Below are 19,291 nucleotides of genomic sequence, written 5' to 3'. Positions count from 1 at the left end.
TCGTACCTCTCGTTCCCGTAACAGCGGTTGACACCCGCTCGGTGCGCGGAGCATTCTCCCGCACCAACTGGTCTAGACCGGAAAGTACCACTGGGAGGAGGTGAGCGAATGCACGAGATCGTGGAGGGGCCGAAGCCGAAGCACGCGCAGCTGCGAGAGATCCTGCGCAGGCTGGCCGAGCAGGACCTCGCCCCCGGATCGCCGATCCCGTCCGAGCGCGACCTCGCCGAGCGGTACGGGGTCTCCCGGATCACCGTGCGGGCCGCGGTCGGCCAGCTGGTCTCCGAAGGGCTGCTCACGCGGGCCAAGGGCCGCGGGACGTTCACCGCCCAGCGGCGCTACGACCTGCAGCACCTGCTGAACTCGTTCACCTCGGACATGAAGGCGCGCGGGCTGGAACCGAGCACCGAGGTGATCAGCGCGGGCCAGGCGGTTCCCGGTTCCAAGGCATCGTTGGGGCTCGACCCCGACGAGTACGCCTATCGCGTCGTGCGGCTGCGCATGGCCGACGGTGCGCCGCTGGCGTTGGAGACCGGTTGGTACAGCCCGCACCTGCTGCCCGAACTGGACCGCTGCGACCTCAGCGGATCGCTCTACGAGCTGTTCGCGGCCAAGTACGGGATCCAGCTCGACCACGCGCGGCAGACCGTCTGGGCCGAGACCGCCGACGCCGAGACCGCGAAGGCGCTCGACGTCCGCAAGGGCAGCCCGCTGCTCGTGTTCCGCCGGGTCGCCAGCTCCGAGGGCAGGCCCTGCGAAGACGTTACTTCCTGGTACCGGGGCGATCTCTACCAGGTGACCATGCAACTGGACCGGACCGTCCCGGGGACCGGACCGAACTCCGCCAAGGGAGGTACCCGATGAGCACGGACGCCGCAACCGGTGGTCGTGAGATCAAGGGCCTCGCCACGTTGCAGCGCTTCGGTCGCAGCCTCATGCTGCCGATCGCCGTGCTGCCCGCGGCAGGTCTGCTGCTCCGCTTCGGTCAAGACGACCTGCTGGGCAAGGACGGTCTCGGCTGGAATGCCGTCGCCTCCGTGATCGGTGCGGCGGGCGACGCGTTGTTCAGCAACCTCGCCCTGCTGTTCGCGGTCGGCATCGCCGTCGGGTTCGCCCGGCGCGGTGACGGTTCCACCGCGCTCGCCGGTGTCGTCGGCTACGTCGTGCTGACGAGCGTCTTCAAGGCGATGTCGCCGCTCGTGCTCGACCAGCCGACCGATCCGGACGCCAAGCCGGAAGTGATCAACTACGGCGTTCTCGGCGGTATCGTCGTCGGTGTCCTGACCGCCCTGCTGTGGCAGAAGTACCACCGCATCAAGCTGCCGCCGTACCTGGCGTTCTTCGGCGGCCGCCGGTTCGTGCCGATCGTCGTCGCCGGTGTCATGACGATCATCGGGGTCCTGCTCGGCCTCGTCTACCCGTGGTTCGACGCCGGCCTGACCGCCGTCGGCGAGTGGGTCACCGGCAGCACGATCATCGGCGCGTTCATCTACGGCGTCGTGAACCGCCTGCTGATCCCGCTGGGCCTGCACCACATCGTCAACAACGTCGTGTGGTTCCAGTTCGGCGAGTACGAGGACAAGACCGGTGACATCCCGCGCTTCCTCGCGGGCGACCCGTCCGCCGGCACGTTCCAGACCGGCTTCTTCCCGATCCTGATGTTCGCCCTGCCGGCTGCGGCACTCGCGATCGTGCACACCGCGCGCCCGAGCCAGCGCAAGATCATCGGCGGCATCATGGGCTCTGCCGCGCTCACCGCGTTCATCACCGGTGTGACGGAGCCGCTCGAGTTCGCGTTCATGTTCGTCGCGTGGCCGCTGTACCTGATCCACGCGGTGCTCACGGGCACGTCGCTCGCCATCTCGAACGCGCTCGGCGCGCACGACGGCTTCTCGTTCTCGGCCGGCGCGATCGACTTCGTCCTCAACTGGAACATCGCCCAGAAGCCGTGGCTGCTCATCATCCTCGGCCTGATCTACGGAGTGGTGTACTACTTCCTGTTCCGCTTCGTCATCACGAAGTGGAACCTGAAGACTCCGGGTCGCGAGGACGACGAGTCGCCGGAGGCCGACGAGAGCGTCGTCGGCGGCCGGGGCGAGTCGGCCACCACGCGGACCGACGTCCGCGAGCCGAAGACAGACAAGTAACCAGCTCTACCGGGAGGAACCATCATGGCCGAGCGACGGGTCACCGTGGCCAGCAAGGTCGGGCTGCACGCCCGCCCCGCCGCCCTGCTGGCGAAGGCCGCCGCCGACCAGCCGGTCGCGGTCACCATCCGCAAGGACGGTGGCGAAGCCGTGGACGCGGCGAGTGTGCTGGGTCTGATGACCCTCGGCGCCATGCACGGTGACGAGGTGGTGCTCAGCGCCGACGGGGACGGAGCGGACGCCGCTCTGGACGCCGTCGCCGAGATGATCGCCACCGACCACGACGCCTGAGTCGTGCTCCGGTCGTGAGCGGTCCCGGTCTTTCCGGCCGAGACCGCTCACGACCACCCCGAAGTGCCCGACGACCCCGGCGGTCACCACGCCCGAGAGCACCGAGGGCGTGGCGCCGGGGTACGTCGCCACCAGCCACACCCCGCCCACCGCGAGCGCCGGCGAGACGATCATCCCCGCTGTCCACTCGCGGGCCAGCAGGAACGCGATCGTCGAGACGAGCAGTGCCGCGCCGAGCGTGTCGCTGAACCGGTGCCAGCCCAGCGACACGGTCTCCGCCGCCACCGCCCCGGCGGCGAGCGCCCCCGGAAGCGCCACGAACAGCGCGAACCGCTTCGGCACCGCCATCGTCACCGCGACCACCGACGCCACCGCGGCCGTCGTGTGCCCGCTCGGGAAGCTGTTGTGCACCAGCACCGCCTCGTCGTCGAGCGGCGGACGCATCAGCACGTTGAGCTTCAGCACCTGCGCGAGCAGCACCGAACCACCGAGAACCACCAACGGCCGCAACGACTTCCGTCGCGCGAACAGCACCACGAGGGCAGCGGCGACCAGGATCGCCATGTCCACGTCGGACGCCCACGACCGTTGCAGGGACAGCTCGGGCAACGCGGCGTTCTCCGCCTTCTGCCCGAACGTCGTCCACACCAGCGCGAAGTACGTGAAGAGGAACCCCAGCAAGCTTCCGGCCATGAGACCGAGGTTCCGCGCGCCGCTCAACGGGAGCGTCCACGGCATGTCATGGTTCCGCTACAGAACCGCCACGGTCGCTGTGACCGCCCGGATAATGGAGTCCGTGGCGATGGTCTTGCTGGTGGAGGACGACCCCGCGGTGCGTGAAGGGCTGGGGCTGGCGCTGCGCCGTCAGGGACATGACGTGCGAGCGGCCGGAACGGGTGAGGAAGGCGTCGACAAGCTGCGCGACTCCCGTCCCGACATCGTCGTCCTCGACATCATGCTGCCCGGCATCGACGGGTTCGAGACGTGCCGCCGGATGCGCATGCAGGCCGAGGTGCCGATCATCATGCTCACCGCCCGCGGCGACGACTTCGACGTGGTGGCGGGCCTGGAGGCGGGCGCGGACGACTACGTGGTCAAGCCGGTCGAGCCGCGGGTGCTGGAGGCCCGCATCCGCGCGGTGCTGCGCCGGACCGTGTCCGAGCCGTCGAACGTCGAACGCCACGGCACGCTCGTCATCGACCGCGCCGGGCTGCAGGTGCTCAAGAACGACGCGAAGGTCGCGCTGACGCCCACCGAGCTGAAGCTGCTGCTCGAACTGTCCCGCACCCCCGGCCGCGTGCTGACCCGCCAGCAGATCCTCGAAGCGGTGTGGGAGCACGACTACCTCGGCGACTCCCGCCTGGTCGACGCGTGCGTCCAGCGGCTGCGCGCCAAGATCGAGGACGTGCCGTCCGAACCCCGGTACGTCCACACGGTGCGCGGCTTCGGTTACCGCTTCGGCCCCCGATGAGGTGGGTGCCGCGCGGCCTGAAGCCCAGGCTGATGGCGGCGTTCCTGCTCCTCACGGTGCTGGGCGCGGCGGGGGCGGCGGGAGCCTCCTACGCGACCGCCCGCACGTTGCTGCTGGAGGACGCGCAGGACGGCTTCATGAACCCGCTGGTCGACGACGTCCGCGACTACGCGCTCAGCCTCACCGTCCCTCCCGCGCAGCAGGACCTCGACGACTTCGCCACGTACCTGCGTGGCAAGGGAGTCGTGCTCTACGAAGGGATGCGGTCCCGTGGCGGCCCCGATCCGTCGTTCATCCCCGAGGAGATGCGCGCGGCGCTGAAGAACAGCGTCACGGTCCTCTGGCAGCGCCGCGACGACATGGCGGAGCCGTACGTCGTGATCGGCATCCCGTTGCTGCGCGGAGACGGCACCCGGACCGGCGTCGAGGTGTGGGCGGTGACGGGTCTGGGCAGCACGGAGAGCGCCATCAACAGCTTCGCGACCGCGGCATGGGTCGGCGTCAGCCTGGTGCTGCCCCTCGCACTCGGCCTGGCCCTCCTCACCGCCCGCGGCGTGCTGCGCCCGGTGCGGCGCCTCGGTGCCGCGGCCCGCGCCCTGGGTTCGGGACGGCTCGACACCCGCGTCGACGACCGCGGCTCCGACGAGCTCGCCGACCTGGCCCGCACGTTCAACTCCGCCGCCGAGCAGCTGGAAGCCTCCCAGGCCGCCTCCCGGCGGTTCGTCTCGGACGTGTCCCACGAACTGCGCACGCCGCTCACCGCGATGAGCGCCGTGACGGCCGTGCTGGACGAGGACGCCGAGACGCTGCCACCGGACACGGCCGTCGCCGCCCGCCTGGTCTCCGCCGAGACCCGCAAGCTCACCCGCCTGGTCAACGACCTGATGGAGATCTCCCGGTTCGACGAGGGCGGCAACGTCCTGGAGCTCGACGAGTGGGACATCGGCACGGCCGTCCGCGACACCCTGGCCGCGCGCGGCTGGGCCGAGTCGGTCGAGGCCGTGCTGCCGGAGGGGATCGACGGCGTGGTGGACCGCCGCCGCTTGGACGTCATCGTGGCCAACCTCGTCGGCAACGCGCTCAAGCACGGCGGCGCCCCGGTCCGCGTCGAGGTCAGGCCCGGCGGCGTCATCGAGGTGTCCGACCACGGGCCCGGCATCCCCGCCGAGGCCCTCCCCCACATCTTCGACCGCTTCTACAAGGCAGACACGGCCCGCTCCCGTTCCGAGGGCAGCGGGCTGGGATTGGCGATCGCATGGGAGAACGCGCGCCTGCACGGCGGCACGATCGACGCGGCCAACGGGCCCTCCGGCGGAGCGGTCTTCACCTTGCGCTTGCCCTGGTGACCCTCGCGGCCTGCGGGGTGCGCCCGACCCCGATCCTCACCGGCGGCGACGCCCCCGTCATCTCGTCGCACGAGCTGACGGTCTTCCTGGTGTCGGCCGGCCGCGACGCGCTGGTGCGGCGGACCAGGACCTACTCCGGCACCGTCGACACCGCGACCGCCATCAACCTGCTCGTCGCCGGGCTGACCGAGGAGGAGAAGAAGCTCGGCCTGGTGACCGAGGTGCCCGCCTCGTCGGAACGGGTCTACGCGATCTCCAACGTCATCGTCCTGCCGGAGGCCATGCTGGAGCTGTCCCGGTGGGCGCAGTTCCAGCTGTACTGCACGGCTGTGGCGAGCCGGGCGAAGGTGGAGGGGGTGCCGGCCACGGGCATCGAGTGCCCGTGACGGCCTAACCTCGCCTGGCGAGTTCCGCGGCCAGGGCCTCGCGCATCACGTCCTGCGGCGCGGGCTTCCCGGTGAACTGCTCCACCTGACCGAAAGCCTGGTGCAGCAACATGTCCAGGCCCGTCGCGAGCCGTGCGCCCGACTCCTCCACGGCCGAGGCCACCGGGGTGGGCCACGGGTGGTAGATCACGTCCAGCACGTACGGGGCCCGCGCCAGCGCCGGGGCCAGTGGCACCGTCGCCTCGGCGGGCACGGTCGACACCAGGACGTCCGTGGCGCCCGCCAGCAGTGGGAGGTCCACGGAGGACAGTTCCAGCACCTCGGCCTCGACGCCGACCCGTGCCGCGGTTTCGACGGCCTCGGCGGCGCGGGAGGAGTCCCGCACCACCAGGGACACCGACTTCACGCCCAGCTCGGCGAACGCGGCCAGCGCGGCCGTCGCCGTGCCGCCCGCGCCGAGCACCACGCCGCTCGTCCCGCCGGAGAAACCCTTCTCCCGCAACGCTCCCACGACGCCGTCGACGTCGGTGCAGTCGGCGTGCCAGCCGGAGCCGGTGCGCACCAACGTGTTCGCGGCGCCCACGGCCGAGGCGCGCGGGGTGACCGACGACGCGAACGCCAGTGCCGCGCGCTTCGTCGGCATCGTGCAGGAGAGGCCGACCCACTCCGGTCCCAGCGAGGAGACCAGAGCGGGCACCTCCGCCTCGGCGCACTCCAGCCGGGTGTAGGAGATGTCGAGCCCCAGCGCGGTATACGCCGCGTTGTGCAACACCGGCGAGAGCGAGTGCTCGATCGGTGAGCCGATCACCGCTGCCCTGCGCACTAGTACACGCCGTCCCGCTGGGCCTTCTGGTCGTTCGCGTTGTGCTCCTCGAACGTCGTCGCGAAGCACGAGTCACCCTTTTCGTGGCACTTCACGAAGTAGATGATCTCGCCGCCCTCCGGGTTCATCGCCGCGGCGATGGCCTGCTGCGACGGCGAGCCGATCGGGGTGGGCGTGAGGCCGAACGACATGTAGGTGTTGTACGGGCCCGGGGTGTTGCGGTCCTGGTCGGACGTGCGGATGTGCGGCTGGTTGTTCTTGTAGTTGATGGTCGAGTCGAACTGCAGCCTCATCGGCTTCTTCAGGCGGTTGTAGATCACCTGCGAGACCTTGGTGAAGTCCTTCTCGATCGCTTCCTTCTCGATGAGGGACGCGATGACGAGCACCTCGTACGGCCGGAAGCCGGTGTTCACGGTGCCGCCGGGGATGCCGAAGCCCTGCATCTTCTGCGCCGAGGAGACGATCACGCTGCGCAGCAGCTCGACCGCGGAGACACCCGGCTTGACCTGGTACACGCCGCGCATGATCAGACCTTCGAGGCGGTACTGGGGCTCGGCGCGCGCCACGTCGGCCAGCGCCCAGTCCGGCACGCCGAGGGCGACCGGGTCGGTCTGCTCGGCGGCGGCCTTCACCTCGTCGGCCGACAGGCAGGTCTTCTGGCCGTCCTTCTCCGTGCAGCTCGCCGCGGCGAGCAGGGAGTAGATGCCGGGGACCGTCTTGTCACCGGCCTTGATGTCGGAGAGCTTCGTGCCGCCGATGATCTGGACCGCGGGGACGCGCGTCTTCGGGTCGATCATGCGGGCCACTGCCTCCGCGCCCGACATCTTGGTCTTCATGAGGTAGAAGCCGGGCTGGGTCGACAGCACGCGGGCGTCGGTCTGGCTGGCCGCGATGAAGGCACCCGCCGACGCGACCACGTCGTTGTCGTAGAGGGTGGCGGCGATCTGGCTGATCACGTCGCCGTCCTTGACCTCGACGATCTTGTCGGCCTCTCCGCTGCCCGCGTAGTCCTCGTACGACCCGATGCTGCGCAGCTCCCGGTAGCCGTAGTAGGCGCCGCCCAGGCCCACGGTGAGGACCATCGCGACGACCAGCCACAGGACCGTCTTCTTGCGCTTCTTCGCCTTGGCGCGTGCCCTGTCCCGCTCGCGATCGCGCTTGAGCGGACGTCGTTCATCCACGTCAGGGTCGGTGAACAACCCGAGATCGTCGCTCACACCTCGTCCTTTCGGGCGGCCACGAAGCGTGCCCGTGCGTCCAGCCAGGATTGCAGGATCTCGACAGCGGCGGCCTGGTCGACCACGGCACGCTGCTTCTTGCCTTTCACTCCTCGTTGCGCCAGCACCCGGCTCACCACGACCGTCGTCAGGCGCTCGTCGCAGAGCCGGACCGGCACCGGGCTGACCCGGTCCGCCAGGGCGGCAGCGTACGCCGTCGCCGCCTCCGCGGCGGGACCGTGCCTGCCCGCCAGCGTCTTGGGCAGGCCGACCACGACCTCGACCACGTCATGCTCGGCCACGAGACGTACGAGCTCGGTGAGGTCCGAGCCGCGCTTCTCGTCCCGTTGCAGGGTAACCAGCGGAGTGGCCAGGAAAGCACCCGGATCGCTGAGGGATGTTCCCACGCGAACCGACCCGACGTCGACGCCGAGCCTCCTGCCGAGGCCAGGGTCGTCGGCGCCGGGTGAGTCGGCGCCGCGCGGGTCAGCGCTGTTCAAGCACCTTGTCCAGTTCGTTCGTGAGGGCCGTGATGGCCTCGGGAACACCACCGGGGTTGGTACCGCCGCCCTGGGCCAGGTCCGGCTTGCCGCCACCGCGGGCGGAGATGGCCGGGCCGAACACCGGGACGAGCTTGCCGGCGGCCAGGCCCAGGTCGCGGGCGGCGGCCGTGGTGGCCACCACGAAGCTGACCTTGTCGCCGTCGACCGAGAACAGGGCCACCACGCCGGGCTTGGTGCCGAGGCGGTTGCGGACCTCGCCGCCGAGGGTGCGCAGGTCGTTGCCCGACACGCCCTCCAGGCCGAGGGCCACCAGCGACAGGCCGCGCACGTCCAGGGCCTTCTCGGCCAGCGACCCGGCGTTGCCGAGCAGCTGGGCGGCACGGACCTTCTCGAGCTCCTTCTCGGCGTTCTTCAGGCGCTCGACCAGGGACTCGATCCGCTCGGGCAGGCCGTCGGAGCCGACCTTGAGCAGGTCGGAGAGGTTCTGGACGATGGCGCGTTCCTTGGCGAGGAAGCGCATGGCCTCGATGCCGACGTAAGCCTCCAGGCGGCGCACGCCGGAGCCGACCGAAGATTCGCCCAGCAGGGTGATCGGACCGATCTGCGACGAGTGCTCGACGTGCGTGCCACCGCAGAGCTCGCGCGACCAGGGGCCGCCGATCTCGACGACGCGCACCGTCTCGTCGTAGGTCTCGCCGAACAGGGCCACGGCGCCCATGTCCTGGGCACCGGCCATGTCCGTGTAGACGACGGAGACCGGCAGGTCCTTGCGCACGGCGAGGTTCGAGACCTCCTCGATCTCGCTGCGGGCCTCGGCCGACAGGCCACCCGTCCAGGCGAAGTCGAGACGCAGGTAGCCGGGCTTGTTGTACGAACCGCTCTGCAGGGCCGACGGGCCGAGCACCTGGCGCAGGGCGGCGTGCACGACGTGCGTGCCCGAGTGGCCTTGGCGGGCGCCGATGCGCCACTCCTGGTCGACGCGGGCCTCGACCTGCTCGCCCTCGGCGATCTCACCCGAGCGGACGCGCACCTGGTGCACCCACAGCTTGCGGGCGACCTTCTGCACGTCGAGCACCTCGAGCTCGGCGTTGCCGGTGACGATCGTGCCGGCGTCGGACTCCTGGCCACCGGACTCGGCGTAGAGCGGCGTGCGGTCGAGGACGACCTCGACGATGTCGCCCTCCCGAGCCGACTTCACCCGCTGGCCGTTGAGCACGATGCCGCGCAGTGTGGCCTCGGAGGCGAGCTCGGTGTAGCCGGTGAACTCGGTCGGGCCCTGTTCCAGCAGCTCGCGGTAGACGGTCTGGTCGCCGTGGCCGGTCTTCTTGGCGGAGGCGTCGGCCTTGGCGCGGGCGCGCTGCTCGGCCATCAGCTTGCGGAAACCGTCCTCGTCGACGGAGAGCCCGGCCTCGGAGGCCATCTCCAGCGTGAGGTCGATCGGGAACCCGTAGGTGTCGTGCAGCTGGAAAGCCTTGTCACCCGGCAGGGTGGCGCGGTTGTCCTTCTTCACCTCGGCGGCGGCGTTCTCGAAGATCCGCGAACCGGCGTCGAGGGTGCGCAGGAAGGTGTCCTCCTCGGCCTTGAGCACCTGCTGGATGCGGGCGAACCCGCTGACCAGCTCGGGGTAGGCCTCGCCCATGGAGTCGCGGACGACCTCGGCGAACTGGCGCAGCACCGGCTCGGTCACGCCCAGCAGGCGCGAGCTGCGGATGATGCGGCGCAGCAGGCGGCGCAGCACGTAGCCGCGGGCCTCGTTGCCGGGCGTGACGCCGTCGCCGACGAGCAGCACACCGCTGCGGGCGTGGTCGGCGATGACGCGGAAGCGGACGTCGTCGGTCTCGTTGTCGCCGTACTTGCGGCCCGACAGCTCCTCGGCCTTGTTGATGACGGCGCGGACCAGGTCGGTCTCGTAGACGTTGTCGACGCCCTGCAGCAGGTAGGCGACGCGCTCGACGCCCATGCCGGTGTCGATGTTCTTCGACGGCAGCTCGCCGAGGATCGGGTAGTCCTTCTTGGCGCCGCCCTCGCCGCGGATGTTCTGCATGAAGACGAGGTTCCAGATCTCCAGGTACCTGTCCTCGTCGACGACCGGGCCGCCCTCCTTGCCGTAGGCGGGGCCGCGGTCGTAGTAGATCTCCGAGCACGGGCCGCACGGGCCGGGGACGCCCATCGACCAGAAGTTGTCCTCGACGCCGCGGCGCTGGATGCGCTCCAGCGGCAGGCCGGCGATCTTCTGCCAGAGCTCGATGGCCTCGTCGTCGTCGAGGTAGACCGTCACCCAGATGCGCTCGGGGTCGAACCCGTAGCCGCCCTCGTCCTGGGACTTGGTGATGAGCTCCCAGGCGAGCCGGATGGCGTCTTCCTTGAAGTAGTCGCCGAGCGAGAAGTTGCCGGCCATCTGGAAGAACGTGAGGTGGCGCGTGGTCTTGCCGACCTCGTCGATGTCCGGCGTGCGCACGCACTTCTGGATGCTCGTCATCCGCGGGGCCGGCGGCGGGGCCTCGCCGAGGAAGTACGGCTTGAACGGCACCATGCCGGCGTTGACGAACAGCAGGTTCGGGTCGTCGAGCAGCAGCGAGGCGCTGGGGATGTACTTGTGCCCGGCGTTCTCGAAGTGCTCGCGGAAGCGCTTGATGATCTCGTGGGTCTGCACGGGAAGGTCCTTGTGTGTTGCTGGGAGGTTGTCAGGGCACGCGTACGAGGCGAACGACTAGTGCTTGCCGTTCGCCCTGGGCGCTCGACGCCCCGGCGTGAATCCCGTCTGACGTTCCACCGTCTCCTGCAACTCCTGCTCGCGTTCGGTCATGCCCGCGCGCACCTCGGCCCCGAAGGACCCGATGGCGCCGGCGAGTTCACGCAGACCTTCACCCACGTTAGCGCCGATGCCGGCCGGAGTCGCCTGCTTTGTGACCTCGGAAGCCTTCTTCGCGACGAAGAGACCGGCCGCGGCACCCAGCCCGAACCAGAAGAGGCGGCTCATCGCGAACCCCTCCTCGACCGGCGCCTGCTGTGCTTGTTCGGCTGCTCGGCGGCCTTGCGGCGCGCCTTGACGGCCTTGCTGACGCCGTAGGACAGCGCGGCGGCCTTGACCAGCGGGCCGCCGAGAGTGGCGGTGAAGAGGCTGGTGAGCGCCGAGACGTTGCCGGTGACGGCGCGCGCGTTCGCGGTGATGCCGTCGACGCGCTCCAGCTGCGTGTTCACGTGCGTGAGCGTCGTGTTGGCCTCGGAGAACAACGGGTCCGTGTTCTCGTGGGCCTTGCGCATCGCGATCGTCGCCTCGTCGAAGAAGCGCGCGGCCTTGAAAGCCGGGATCGCCAGCAGCAGCACGAGCAGCACGAAGGCACCGGCGGCGAGCCACCCTGGCGACACGGATCCTCCTGGTGAACCGGTGTTCTGGCTTGGTTGGGCATGAGATTACCGGGTGGGTCCGACACTCCACCGGGCGGCACCAATTGTTGATCTTCGTCGCACGTGACGAACGTCCCGGTGCGGGAAACGTACGGGACCGGACAAGTTCATTGACGCGACGCCGTCACAGCCTGTGCAATACCAGTCACTCAGGGGGTTGACGCCGCCGTCCCGCTCCCCGGCCCAGAGCAGCAACTGGAGGCTTCGTGAAGCCGGTGTCGCACCTGGACTCCTACCGCAGGCACGCGAGAGCCCAGGCACCGCCCGTCCCCGACCTCGGCGCGCCCTGGGAGGCGCGGCTGGCCCGTGCCGACGGCCACGACCTGGAGCTGGTCCACCGCTGGAACCAGGCGCCGCACGTGGCGGCGTTCTGGCGGCGGGCCTGGTCGCTGCCCGAGTGGGAGCGCAGGCTCGCCGAGCAGCTGGAAGGCGACGACGTGCGGCCGCTGCTGGTCTGCTGGCACGGCCGCCCCGTGATCTACGCCGAGCTGTACCGCGCCGCCCGCGACGCCCTGGCGCAGTGCTACCCGGCCCGCCCGCACGACCTGGGCCTGACCCTCGCGGTCGGCGAGCTGGCGCTGACCGACCGCGGCCTGGTGCGGACGCTGCTCCCCCGGCTGACCGACGCGCTGTTCGAGGCGGACCCGCACTGCACCCGCGTCGTGGCCGATCCGGACGTGCGGAACCTGCGCGCGATCAGGTCTTTCGAGGCGGGCGGGTTCGTGGCGGTGGACGAGATCATGCTGGCGGGCAAGCTCGCCCTGCTGATGGTGTGCCGCCGCTGACTCCCCGCGGGGGCCTTTCGTACTGTCTGACAGTACGAAAGGTCCCCGCGTGCGCGGCGCGACCGAGGCCGGCGCGGCAGGGGCGGGCGCGGCAGGGGCGGGCGCGGCAGGGTGGGTGGGCGCGACCGGGGTGGGCGCGGCGGGGTGGGTGGGCGCGGGTCGGTCAGAACGCGGTGATGTCCCGCGGGGCGCGTTCCTTGCGGGTGAGCGCGCGCACCACGTCGACGGCGCGGTGCCTGTTGAGCGACATGCGGGTGAGCAGGTCGATGACGGTCTCGTTGACGTGCCGCGGGAACTCGGGCGTGTCGACGCCGGCGCTGACGGCGAGGTCGTCGGTGTGCACGACGATCTCCATGAGCCTGCTGACCAGGTACTCGTCCAGCGCCACCGCCCACGGGCCCCAGTGCGGCATCCGCACGGGGCGGTCGGAGGTGGTCCGCAGGGCCGCGGCGAGCTGGTCCAGGGTCCGTTCCAGCTCGGCGGACAGGGCGGCGGGGCCCTCGGCGGCCAGCTTCTCGCCGCCTTCGCGGATGCGGGTGTGGAAGTCGGAGTCGACGTCGAGCTCGGTCCAGTTCGCCCGCGCGTAGTGCTCCATCAGCGGCACGACCGGTTCGTCGCCGACGGGTGCGGCGAGCATCGACGGCAGGGGCAGCGCCTGGTAGGCGAGGTGACCCGCCAGGCCGCTGACGCCGAACTCGGGGAGGGCGCTGGGCTGGTCCCAGCGCGCGGCGACCTGGTCGTGGCGGAGCAGCTCCAGCGCGGTGCGGACGGCGGTGAGGTAGTCGTCTCTGATCGTCACCGGCCCGAAGCTACGCCGATCCCGGCCGCGGGTCCGCCGGATTTGCGCGGCGCAGGGCCCGTGCGGGGATCATGCCCGGGTGAGCACAGCCGAGGAACCCGTCGTGCGGGACGCACAGCCGGAGGACGTCGCGGGGATCTGCCTGTTCGGGGAGAAGCACATCCCGGCCCACTACGCGCCCCTGATCGGTGAGGAGGCCGCCCACGACCAGGTCAGGACGTACTGGAACGAGGCGCACGTGGCCAGCGCGGTGGCCCGTGGGCTCGTGGTCGTCGCGGAACGGCAGGGCGAGGTCGTGGGGGTCGGGCAGCGCGGTCCCGGCCATGTCATCTACAAGCTCTACGTCCACCCCGAGCTGCGCGGGCACGGGCTCGGGCCGCGGCTGATCGACGCGCTCTGCGCGCACATGGACGCGGAGGTCGTCCTCATCGAGCACTTCGTCCAGAACGAACGGGCCGGCGCGTTCTACGAGCGCGAGGGGTTCACCGTGCAGCGGGTGGAGAACGGCATCGTGTGGCGGTCGCGTCCGCTCACTCGCCTCTGATCACCCGGCGCAGCTTCGGCAGCCGCTCGGCCACCGCGCGTTCGGCGCCGCGGGACGTCGGCTCGTAGTAGTCGCGGCCCACCAGGTCGTCCGGCGCGTACTGCTGCGTCACGACGCCCTCCGGCACGTTGTGCGGGTAGCGGTAGCCCTGCGCGTTGCCGAGCTTCTTGGCGCCCGCGTAGTGCCCGTCGCGCAGGTGGGCGGGGACGGCGCCGATCGCGCCCTGCCGGACGTCCGACATCGCGGCGTTGATCGCCGTCGTCACCGCGTTGGACTTCGGCGCGGTGGCGAGGTGGATCGTGGCCTGCGCGAGGTTCAGGGCGCACTCGGGCAACCCGATGAGCTGCACGGCCTGGGCGGCGGCCACGCACGTCTGCAACGCCGTCGGGTCGGCCATGCCGATGTCCTCGCTGGCGTGGATGACGAGCCGGCGGGCGATGAACCTCGGGTCCTCGCCCGCCTCGATCATGCGCGCGAGGTAGTGCAGCGCGGCGTCCACGTCGGAGCCGCGGATCGACTTGATGAAGGCCGACGTCACGTCGTAGTGCTGGTCGCCGTCGCGGTCGTAGCGGACCGCCGCCTTGTCCACCGTGGACTCCAGCAGCGTCAGCGTGATCACGCCCTCGTTCGACGCGAGCGCCGAGTCGGCGGCGGCCTCCAGCGCGGTCAGCGAACGGCGCGCGTCGCCACCGGCCAGCCTGATCAGGTGGTTCTCCGCCTCCGGTTCCAGCACGACGGACCCGCCGAGACCGCGGTCGTCGGACACGGCGCGGCGGATCACCGAGCGCACGCCCTCATCGGTCAGCGACTTGAGCTGCAGCACCAGCGACCGCGACAGCAGCGGCGAGACCACCGAGAAGAACGGGTTCTCCGTCGTGGCCGCGACGAGCAGCACGATCCGGTCCTCGACGGCACCGAGCAGGGCGTCCTGCTGGGTCTTGGAGAACCGGTGGACCTCGTCGATGAACAGCACGGTCGACTCACCGGAACGGACCAGGCGCCGCTTGGCCTCGTCGATGACCGAGCGCACCTCCTTGACGCCCGCGGACAGCGCCGACAGCGCCACGAACCGGCGCCCGGTCGCCTTGGAGACCAGGGTCGCGAGGGTCGTCTTGCCGGTGCCGGGAGGGCCGTAGAGCATCACGGACGCCGGGGTGGCGCCCTCGACCAGGCGGCGCAGCGGCGCGCCCGGCCCGAGCAGGTGGTCCTGGCCGACGACCTCGTCCAGCGTGGCCGGACGCATCCGCACAGCCAGCGGGGCGTTGGCCGCGATGCGCTCGGCCTTCTCCTCGTCGGTCGCGCCGAAGAGGCCCTCGTCGAACAGACCTTCGCTCATGCGTTCGAGCCTAGGACATGTGGGAGGATCGCGTTCCGTGCCCATCCCCCGCGCCGTGCTGCTCGCCGGACCGTCCGGCTCCGGCAAGTCGACCCTCGCCGCCCACCTCGGCTGGCCCGTCCTGCGTCTCGACGACTTCTACCGCGACGGCGACGACCCGCTGCTGCCCCGTGACGACCACGGTCGCGCCGACTGGGACGACGTCGGCTCGTGGAACGCGGACAAGGCCCTGCTGGCGATCATCGAGCTGTCCGAGACGGGCAAGGTCGAGGCGCCGGTCTACTCGATCAGCGAGGACCGCGCGGTCGGCACGCAGACGATCGAGCTGGGCGACGCGCCCGCGTTCATCGCGGAGGGCCTCTTCGCCGACCTGCTGGTCGGCGGCGCGCGCGAGGCGGGGGTGCTCAGGGACGCGATCGTGCTGGCGCCGAGCCCGCCCGTGACGTTCCTGCGCCGGTTCGCCCGCGACGTCGCCGAGGCCCGCAAGCCGGTGCCGACGCTGGTGCGCCGCGGCCTGCGGCTGATGCGCGAGCAACCGCAGGTCGTCCGGCGGTGCGTGGACGCCGGGATGCGACGCACGACACCCGCCAGGGCGCGGACCGAGCTCGTTTCGTGATCAGCACGCCCGGTGCGGGCGAACCGCGTCTGGAAGGATGCCGTTCACACCACGACCGGGGGTAGCTATGTCCGAAACGCCCGGCTGGTCCTCACCCGACCAGCCCAACCAGCCCCAGCAGCCGCCGCAGCCTCCGCCCGGCTACTACGCGCCTCCTCCGCCGGGGGCGGGGCCGACGATCAAGCCCGGCGTCATCCCGCTGCGCCCGCTGGCGGTCGGCGAGATCGTCGACGGCGCGATCACGACGATGCGCCGGTACCCGAAGCTGATCATCGGTGCCGCCGCGGTGGTCGCCGCGATCACCCAGATCATCGGGCTGCTGGTGCAGCTGCCGTTCCTCAACGACGTCACGGCGCTCGCCACGCTCGACCCGAACGCGATGACGGACGAGCAGATCGTGGAGCAGCTGCAGAGCTCCGTCACGGGTCTCCTCGGCGGCACGCTGCTGGGCATCCTGCCGGTGCTGTTCGGCACCGTGTTCCTGTCCGGCTTCGTCACCGTCGTCGTCGGTCACGCCGTGCTGGGCGAGCCGGTGACGTTCGCGCAGGCGTGGGAGGAGTTCAAGCCGCGTCTGCTGCCGCTGGTCGGCGCGACGCTGCTGTCCGGCGTGCTGATCACCGTCGGCCTGGTCTTCTGCCTCATCCCCGGCGTCTACCTGTACGTGCTGTTCGCGCTCGTCACGCCCGCGCTCGTGCTGGAGCGCTGCGGTGTCGGCACGGCGTTCGGCCGCTCGAGGACGCTGGTCAACGGCGCGTGGTGGCGCACGTTCGGCGTCCTGCTGCTCACCATCGTGATCAGCATGGTGATCAGCTGGATCGTCAGCCTGCCGTTCGGCATCCTGGGCGCGGCGGCCACCGGCTTCAGCGCCGACCCGGCCGCGGCGCTGAGCATCGGCTCGCTGCTGCTGTCCACGGTCGGCGCGATCATCGCCTCGACGATCACGCTGCCGTTCAGCGCCGCCGTCACCGTGCTCCTGTACGTCGACCGCCGGATGCGCGCCGAGGGCATGGACATCGAACTCCAGCGGGCCGCGGGACATGGTGGCCTCTGACGTTCCGGTGGATCCCGGCCGCGACGAGGCCAGGGAAGCGGCCGTCCGGGAGCTCAGCGACCCGGCGTACCTCCCGGACGAGCCGAACCCGCTGCAACGCGCCCTGAACTGGGTGCTGGAGCGCCTGAACGAGCTGTTCGCCGGAGCGGGCGGAGTCAGCGGCATCACCGCGGTCACGGTTCTCGTCGTGGTCGCGGTGATCATCGTCATCGTGGTCCGGTTGCGCGCCGGCCGCACCGCCCGTGCCCTGCGCAGGGGCGGCGCGGTGTTCGGGACCGCGACCCTGACCGCCGCCGAGCACCGTGCCGCCGCCGACCGCGCGGCCGAGGCGGGCGACCTGGCGGAGGCCGTGCGCGAACGGTTCCGCGCGGTCGTGCGGGAGCTGGAACAGCGCGGTGTGCTCGACGCCCGCGCCGGACGCACCGTCGACGAGGTCGCCTTCGAGGCGGGGCAGGCGCTTCCGGCGCTGGCCGCGGACCTGCGCGGGGCGGCGGTGCAGTTCGACGACGTCTGGTACGGCGGCAGGCCCGCGACCGAGGAGGGCTACCGGCGGCTGGTGTCGGTCGACGGCAGGGTGCGCGGATGACGGCGGTCTCCCCGGACGCCCGGCGGATCTGGGCGGCGGCGCGCGCTCCCCTGCTGATCGGCGTGGTCATCCTGTTCGCCGCGGCCGTGATCACGTTGCTGCGCGGTACCGGCGAGGGCGGCGCGCTCGACCCGCGCTCGTTCCGGCCGGAGGGCAGCCACGCGGTCGCCCGGCTGCTGGAGCAGAACGGCGTGCGCGTCGAGCTGACCGACGACGCGTCCGCTGTGGACGGCGCGACGCTGTTCGTGACGCACCCGAACCTGATCGCCCCTGACCGGCTCACCGAGCTGAGCCGCCGCGCCGCCGCCACCGTGCTCGTCGCCCCCGCGGGCGGTGTCGGACAGGTGGCGCAGGAGACCCGCGAGCCCGGTTGCGCGCTCGCGGCGAAGGCCGGGGCGGCGACCAGCGGCGGGTTCGTCTACCAGGGCGAACAGCAGTGCTACGACTCGACGTTGGTGCGCACCGGCACCGTGACGGCGATCGGCCACGGCGCGATCTTCACGAACGGCGAGCTGGACGCCGAGGGCAACGCCGCGCTCGCGCTGTCGTTGCTGGGCCAGCACGAACGGCTCGTCTGGTACATGCCGTCGGTGGCCGACCGGGCGCAGCAGAAGTCGCTGACCGACCTGGTGCCGGACGGCTGGAAGTTCGGCGCGCTTCAGCTCGGCGTCGCGGCCGTGCTGGTCGCGCTGTGGCGGGCGCGGCGGCTGGGCCGGGTCGTGCCCGAACCGCTGCCGGTCGTGGTGCGCGCCGCCGAGACCGTGGAGGGGCGTGCGCGGCTCTACCAGCGTTCGCGTGCCTCCACCCACGCCGCCGCCGTGCTGCGGCAGGCCGCCCGCGACCGGCTGAGCCCGGTGCTGGGCCTGCCCGCGGGCGAGGACCCGTCCGACGAGATCGCCCGCAGGACCTCGCGCCCCGTGGCGCAGGTGCGGGCGTTGCTGCACTCCGAGGAGCCGGTGGACGACCGGGGTCTGGTCGCGCTGGCCTCCGAACTCGACGCTCTGGAGAACGAGGTTCGCAAGGGATGACTGTCACCACAGAGGAAGCACGCACGGCGCTGGTGGCGTTGCGCACGGAGATCGGCAAGGCCGTGGTGGGCAACGACTCCGCCGTCACGTCGCTGATCCTCGCGTTGCTGTGCAAGGGACACGTGCTCCTGGAGGGCGTGCCGGGCGTCGCGAAGACGCTGCTGGTGCGGGCTCTCGCGCGGGCTCTGGACCTGTCGACGACGCGCGTGCAGTTCACGCCCGACCTGATGCCCGGCGACCTGACCGGCTCGCTGGTCTACGACTCGCACAACGCCGCGTTCTCGTTCCGCGAGGGTCCCGTCTTCACGAACCTGCTGCTGGCGGACGAGATCAACCGCACGCCGCCGAAGACGCAGGCAGCGCTGCTGGAGGCGATGGAGGAACGGCAGGTCTCCGCGGACGGCCAGACCCGCCCTCTGCCGGCGCCGTTCATCGTCGTGGCGACCCAGAACCCGGTCGAGTACGAGGGCACCTACCCGTTGCCCGAGGCGCAGCTGGACCGGTTCCTGCTGAAGGTGACGATGCCGCTCCCGGCCCGTGAGCACGAGATCGACGTGCTCACCCGGCACGCGAGCGGTTTCGACCCACGTGACCTCTCGGCGTTGTCGCCCGTCGCGGGTGCCGAGCACCTGGAAGCCGGTGCGGCGGCCGTGCGCGCGTTGACCGTCGCACCCGAGGTCATCGCGTACGTCGTCGACGTGTGCCGTGCGACTCGTGAGTCTCCGGCGGTGCGCCTGGGCGTTTCTCCGCGTGGCGCAACGGCTCTGCTCGCCGTCGCACGCGCGTGGGCGTGGCTCTCGGGCCGCGACTACGTGACGCCCGACGACGTGAAGGCACTCGCACGGCCCGCGTTGCGGCACCGCTTGGAGCTGCGCCCGGAGGCCGAGCTCGAAGGTGTCACGGCGGACGGCGTCCTGGACGGCGTGCTCGGCACGGTCCAGGTGCCGCGCTGAC

21 protein-coding genes and 1 pseudogene are annotated in these 19,291 nt (G+C 71.1%); 13 read left to right on the top strand and 9 right to left on the bottom strand.

The genetic code is table 11. The features are described 5' to 3' along the window. Positions 1-108 precede the first annotated feature (108 nt). The 3 genes from BLT23_RS14395 to BLT23_RS40715 are packed head-to-tail and all read left to right on the top strand — an operon-like array spanning position 109 to position 2,438. Entirely contained in the window at positions 109-864 is a 756-nt protein-coding gene (locus tag BLT23_RS14395; RefSeq protein ID WP_090049323.1) for a GntR family transcriptional regulator, read from the top strand. Beyond that, positions 861-2,147, top strand: coding sequence for a PTS transporter subunit EIIC (locus tag BLT23_RS14390; RefSeq protein ID WP_090049321.1), 1,287 nt, complete (start codon positions 861-863; stop codon positions 2,145-2,147). Before BLT23_RS14395 ends, BLT23_RS14390 begins: the two co-directional genes overlap by 4 nt. A 24-nt stretch (positions 2,148-2,171) precedes the next feature. Beyond that, positions 2,172-2,438: an HPr family phosphocarrier protein gene (locus tag BLT23_RS40715; protein WP_176946749.1), complete on the top strand. Its 267-nt coding sequence runs from the start codon at positions 2,172-2,174 to the stop codon at positions 2,436-2,438. Between the two features lie 207 nt (positions 2,439-2,645). Here the strand turns inward: BLT23_RS40715 and BLT23_RS41645 are convergent. Next, a pseudogene (locus BLT23_RS41645) lies at positions 2,646-2,882 on the bottom strand (phosphatase PAP2 family protein); the annotation flags it as partial. A 352-nt stretch (positions 2,883-3,234) separates the two neighbouring features. On the opposite strand from BLT23_RS41645, the gene BLT23_RS14380 reads away from it, so the two are divergent. From BLT23_RS14380 to BLT23_RS14370, 3 genes are read left to right on the top strand one after another with little or no spacing between them, the layout of a single operon-like run. Next, a complete protein-coding gene (locus BLT23_RS14380; protein ID WP_090049503.1) occupies positions 3,235-3,909 on the top strand; it encodes a response regulator transcription factor in 675 nt (224 codons plus the stop codon). Then, positions 3,906-5,255: a sensor histidine kinase gene (locus BLT23_RS14375; protein ID WP_090049317.1), complete on the top strand. Its 1,350-nt coding sequence runs from the start codon at positions 3,906-3,908 to the stop codon at positions 5,253-5,255. The genes BLT23_RS14380 and BLT23_RS14375 overlap by 4 nt, the downstream gene beginning before the upstream one ends. Beyond that, the gene (locus BLT23_RS14370; RefSeq protein WP_090049315.1) at positions 5,252-5,641 is read left to right on the top strand and encodes a hypothetical protein; all 390 of its coding nucleotides are present in this window, start codon (positions 5,252-5,254) and stop codon (positions 5,639-5,641) included. Before BLT23_RS14375 ends, BLT23_RS14370 begins: the two co-directional genes overlap by 4 nt. A gap of 4 nt (positions 5,642-5,645) precedes the next feature. On the opposite strand, the gene BLT23_RS14365 is transcribed toward BLT23_RS14370, so the two are convergent. From BLT23_RS14365 to BLT23_RS14340, 6 genes are read right to left on the bottom strand one after another with little or no spacing between them, the layout of a single operon-like run. Then, positions 5,646-6,464, bottom strand: coding sequence for a shikimate dehydrogenase (locus BLT23_RS14365; protein ID WP_245743951.1), 819 nt, complete (start codon positions 6,462-6,464; stop codon positions 5,646-5,648). Further along, entirely contained in the window at positions 6,464-7,681 is a 1,218-nt protein-coding gene (mltG, locus tag BLT23_RS14360; protein WP_090049313.1) for an endolytic transglycosylase MltG, read from the bottom strand. The genes BLT23_RS14365 and mltG overlap by 1 nt, the downstream gene beginning before the upstream one ends. After that, on the bottom strand, positions 7,678-8,181 hold the full coding sequence (gene ruvX / locus BLT23_RS14355; protein ID WP_090049311.1) for a Holliday junction resolvase RuvX: 504 nt from the start codon (positions 8,179-8,181) through the stop codon (positions 7,678-7,680). The genes mltG and ruvX overlap by 4 nt, the downstream gene beginning before the upstream one ends. Next, the gene (alaS, locus tag BLT23_RS14350; RefSeq protein WP_090049309.1) at positions 8,168-10,837 is read right to left on the bottom strand and encodes an alanine--tRNA ligase; all 2,670 of its coding nucleotides are present in this window, start codon (positions 10,835-10,837) and stop codon (positions 8,168-8,170) included. Before alaS ends, ruvX begins: the two co-directional genes overlap by 14 nt. 57 nt (positions 10,838-10,894) lie before the next feature. Further along, positions 10,895-11,164, bottom strand: coding sequence for a hypothetical protein (locus BLT23_RS14345; RefSeq protein WP_090049307.1), 270 nt, complete (start codon positions 11,162-11,164; stop codon positions 10,895-10,897). After that, positions 11,161-11,553, bottom strand: a complete 393-nt coding sequence (locus BLT23_RS14340) for a DUF948 domain-containing protein (RefSeq protein WP_090049305.1) — start codon at positions 11,551-11,553, stop codon at positions 11,161-11,163. Before BLT23_RS14340 ends, BLT23_RS14345 begins: the two co-directional genes overlap by 4 nt. Positions 11,554-11,798: 245 nt before the next feature. Here BLT23_RS14340 and BLT23_RS14335 point away from each other — a divergent pair, with 245 nt between their 5' ends. After that, a complete protein-coding gene (locus tag BLT23_RS14335; protein WP_090049301.1) occupies positions 11,799-12,377 on the top strand; it encodes a GNAT family N-acetyltransferase in 579 nt (192 codons plus the stop codon). A gap of 163 nt (positions 12,378-12,540) precedes the next feature. Here BLT23_RS14335 and BLT23_RS14330 read toward each other — a convergent pair whose 3' ends face one another. After that, entirely contained in the window at positions 12,541-13,176 is a 636-nt protein-coding gene (locus BLT23_RS14330; protein WP_090049299.1) for a maleylpyruvate isomerase N-terminal domain-containing protein, read from the bottom strand. Between the two features lie 79 nt (positions 13,177-13,255). Between BLT23_RS14330 and BLT23_RS14325 the strand changes: the two genes are divergently transcribed. Next, positions 13,256-13,720, top strand: a complete 465-nt coding sequence (locus BLT23_RS14325) for a GNAT family N-acetyltransferase (protein WP_090049297.1) — start codon at positions 13,256-13,258, stop codon at positions 13,718-13,720. Here BLT23_RS14325 and BLT23_RS14320 read toward each other — a convergent pair. Next, positions 13,707-15,056: a replication-associated recombination protein A gene (locus tag BLT23_RS14320; RefSeq protein WP_090049295.1), complete on the bottom strand. Its 1,350-nt coding sequence runs from the start codon at positions 15,054-15,056 to the stop codon at positions 13,707-13,709. The two genes, BLT23_RS14325 and BLT23_RS14320, sit on opposite strands and share 14 nt — an antisense overlap. Positions 15,057-15,093: 37 nt before the next feature. Here BLT23_RS14320 and BLT23_RS14315 point away from each other — a divergent pair, with 37 nt between their 5' ends. The 5 genes from BLT23_RS14315 (at position 15,094) to BLT23_RS14295 (ending at position 19,290) form a co-directional block, all read left to right on the top strand. Next, on the top strand, positions 15,094-15,672 hold the full coding sequence (locus tag BLT23_RS14315) for a uridine kinase family protein (RefSeq protein ID WP_245743950.1): 579 nt from the start codon (positions 15,094-15,096) through the stop codon (positions 15,670-15,672). Positions 15,673-15,739: 67 nt separating this feature from the next. Continuing rightward, positions 15,740-16,723 carry a DUF7847 domain-containing protein gene (locus BLT23_RS14310; protein WP_090049291.1) on the top strand — a complete coding sequence of 328 codons (984 nt, stop codon included), beginning with the start codon at positions 15,740-15,742 and terminating at the stop codon, positions 16,721-16,723. Then, positions 16,710-17,309 carry a DUF4129 domain-containing protein gene (locus tag BLT23_RS14305; protein WP_090049289.1) on the top strand — a complete coding sequence of 200 codons (600 nt, stop codon included), beginning with the start codon at positions 16,710-16,712 and terminating at the stop codon, positions 17,307-17,309. Before BLT23_RS14310 ends, BLT23_RS14305 begins: the two co-directional genes overlap by 14 nt. Next, positions 17,306-18,337 (top strand): DUF4350 domain-containing protein, encoded by a 1,032-nt coding sequence (locus BLT23_RS14300; protein WP_090049287.1) that lies wholly within the window; start codon positions 17,306-17,308, stop codon positions 18,335-18,337. Before BLT23_RS14305 ends, BLT23_RS14300 begins: the two co-directional genes overlap by 4 nt. Beyond that, positions 18,334-19,290, top strand: coding sequence for an AAA family ATPase (locus tag BLT23_RS14295; protein ID WP_090049285.1), 957 nt, complete (start codon positions 18,334-18,336; stop codon positions 19,288-19,290). The genes BLT23_RS14300 and BLT23_RS14295 overlap by 4 nt, the downstream gene beginning before the upstream one ends. Position 19,291 lies beyond the last annotated feature (1 nt).

Origin of the sequence: Lentzea fradiae (assembly GCF_900100955.1) — a bacterium.
GTDB classification, from domain to species: Bacteria; Actinomycetota; Actinomycetes; order Mycobacteriales; family Pseudonocardiaceae; genus Lentzea; species Lentzea fradiae.
This window is presented reverse-complemented; position numbering and strand designations above follow the sequence as displayed.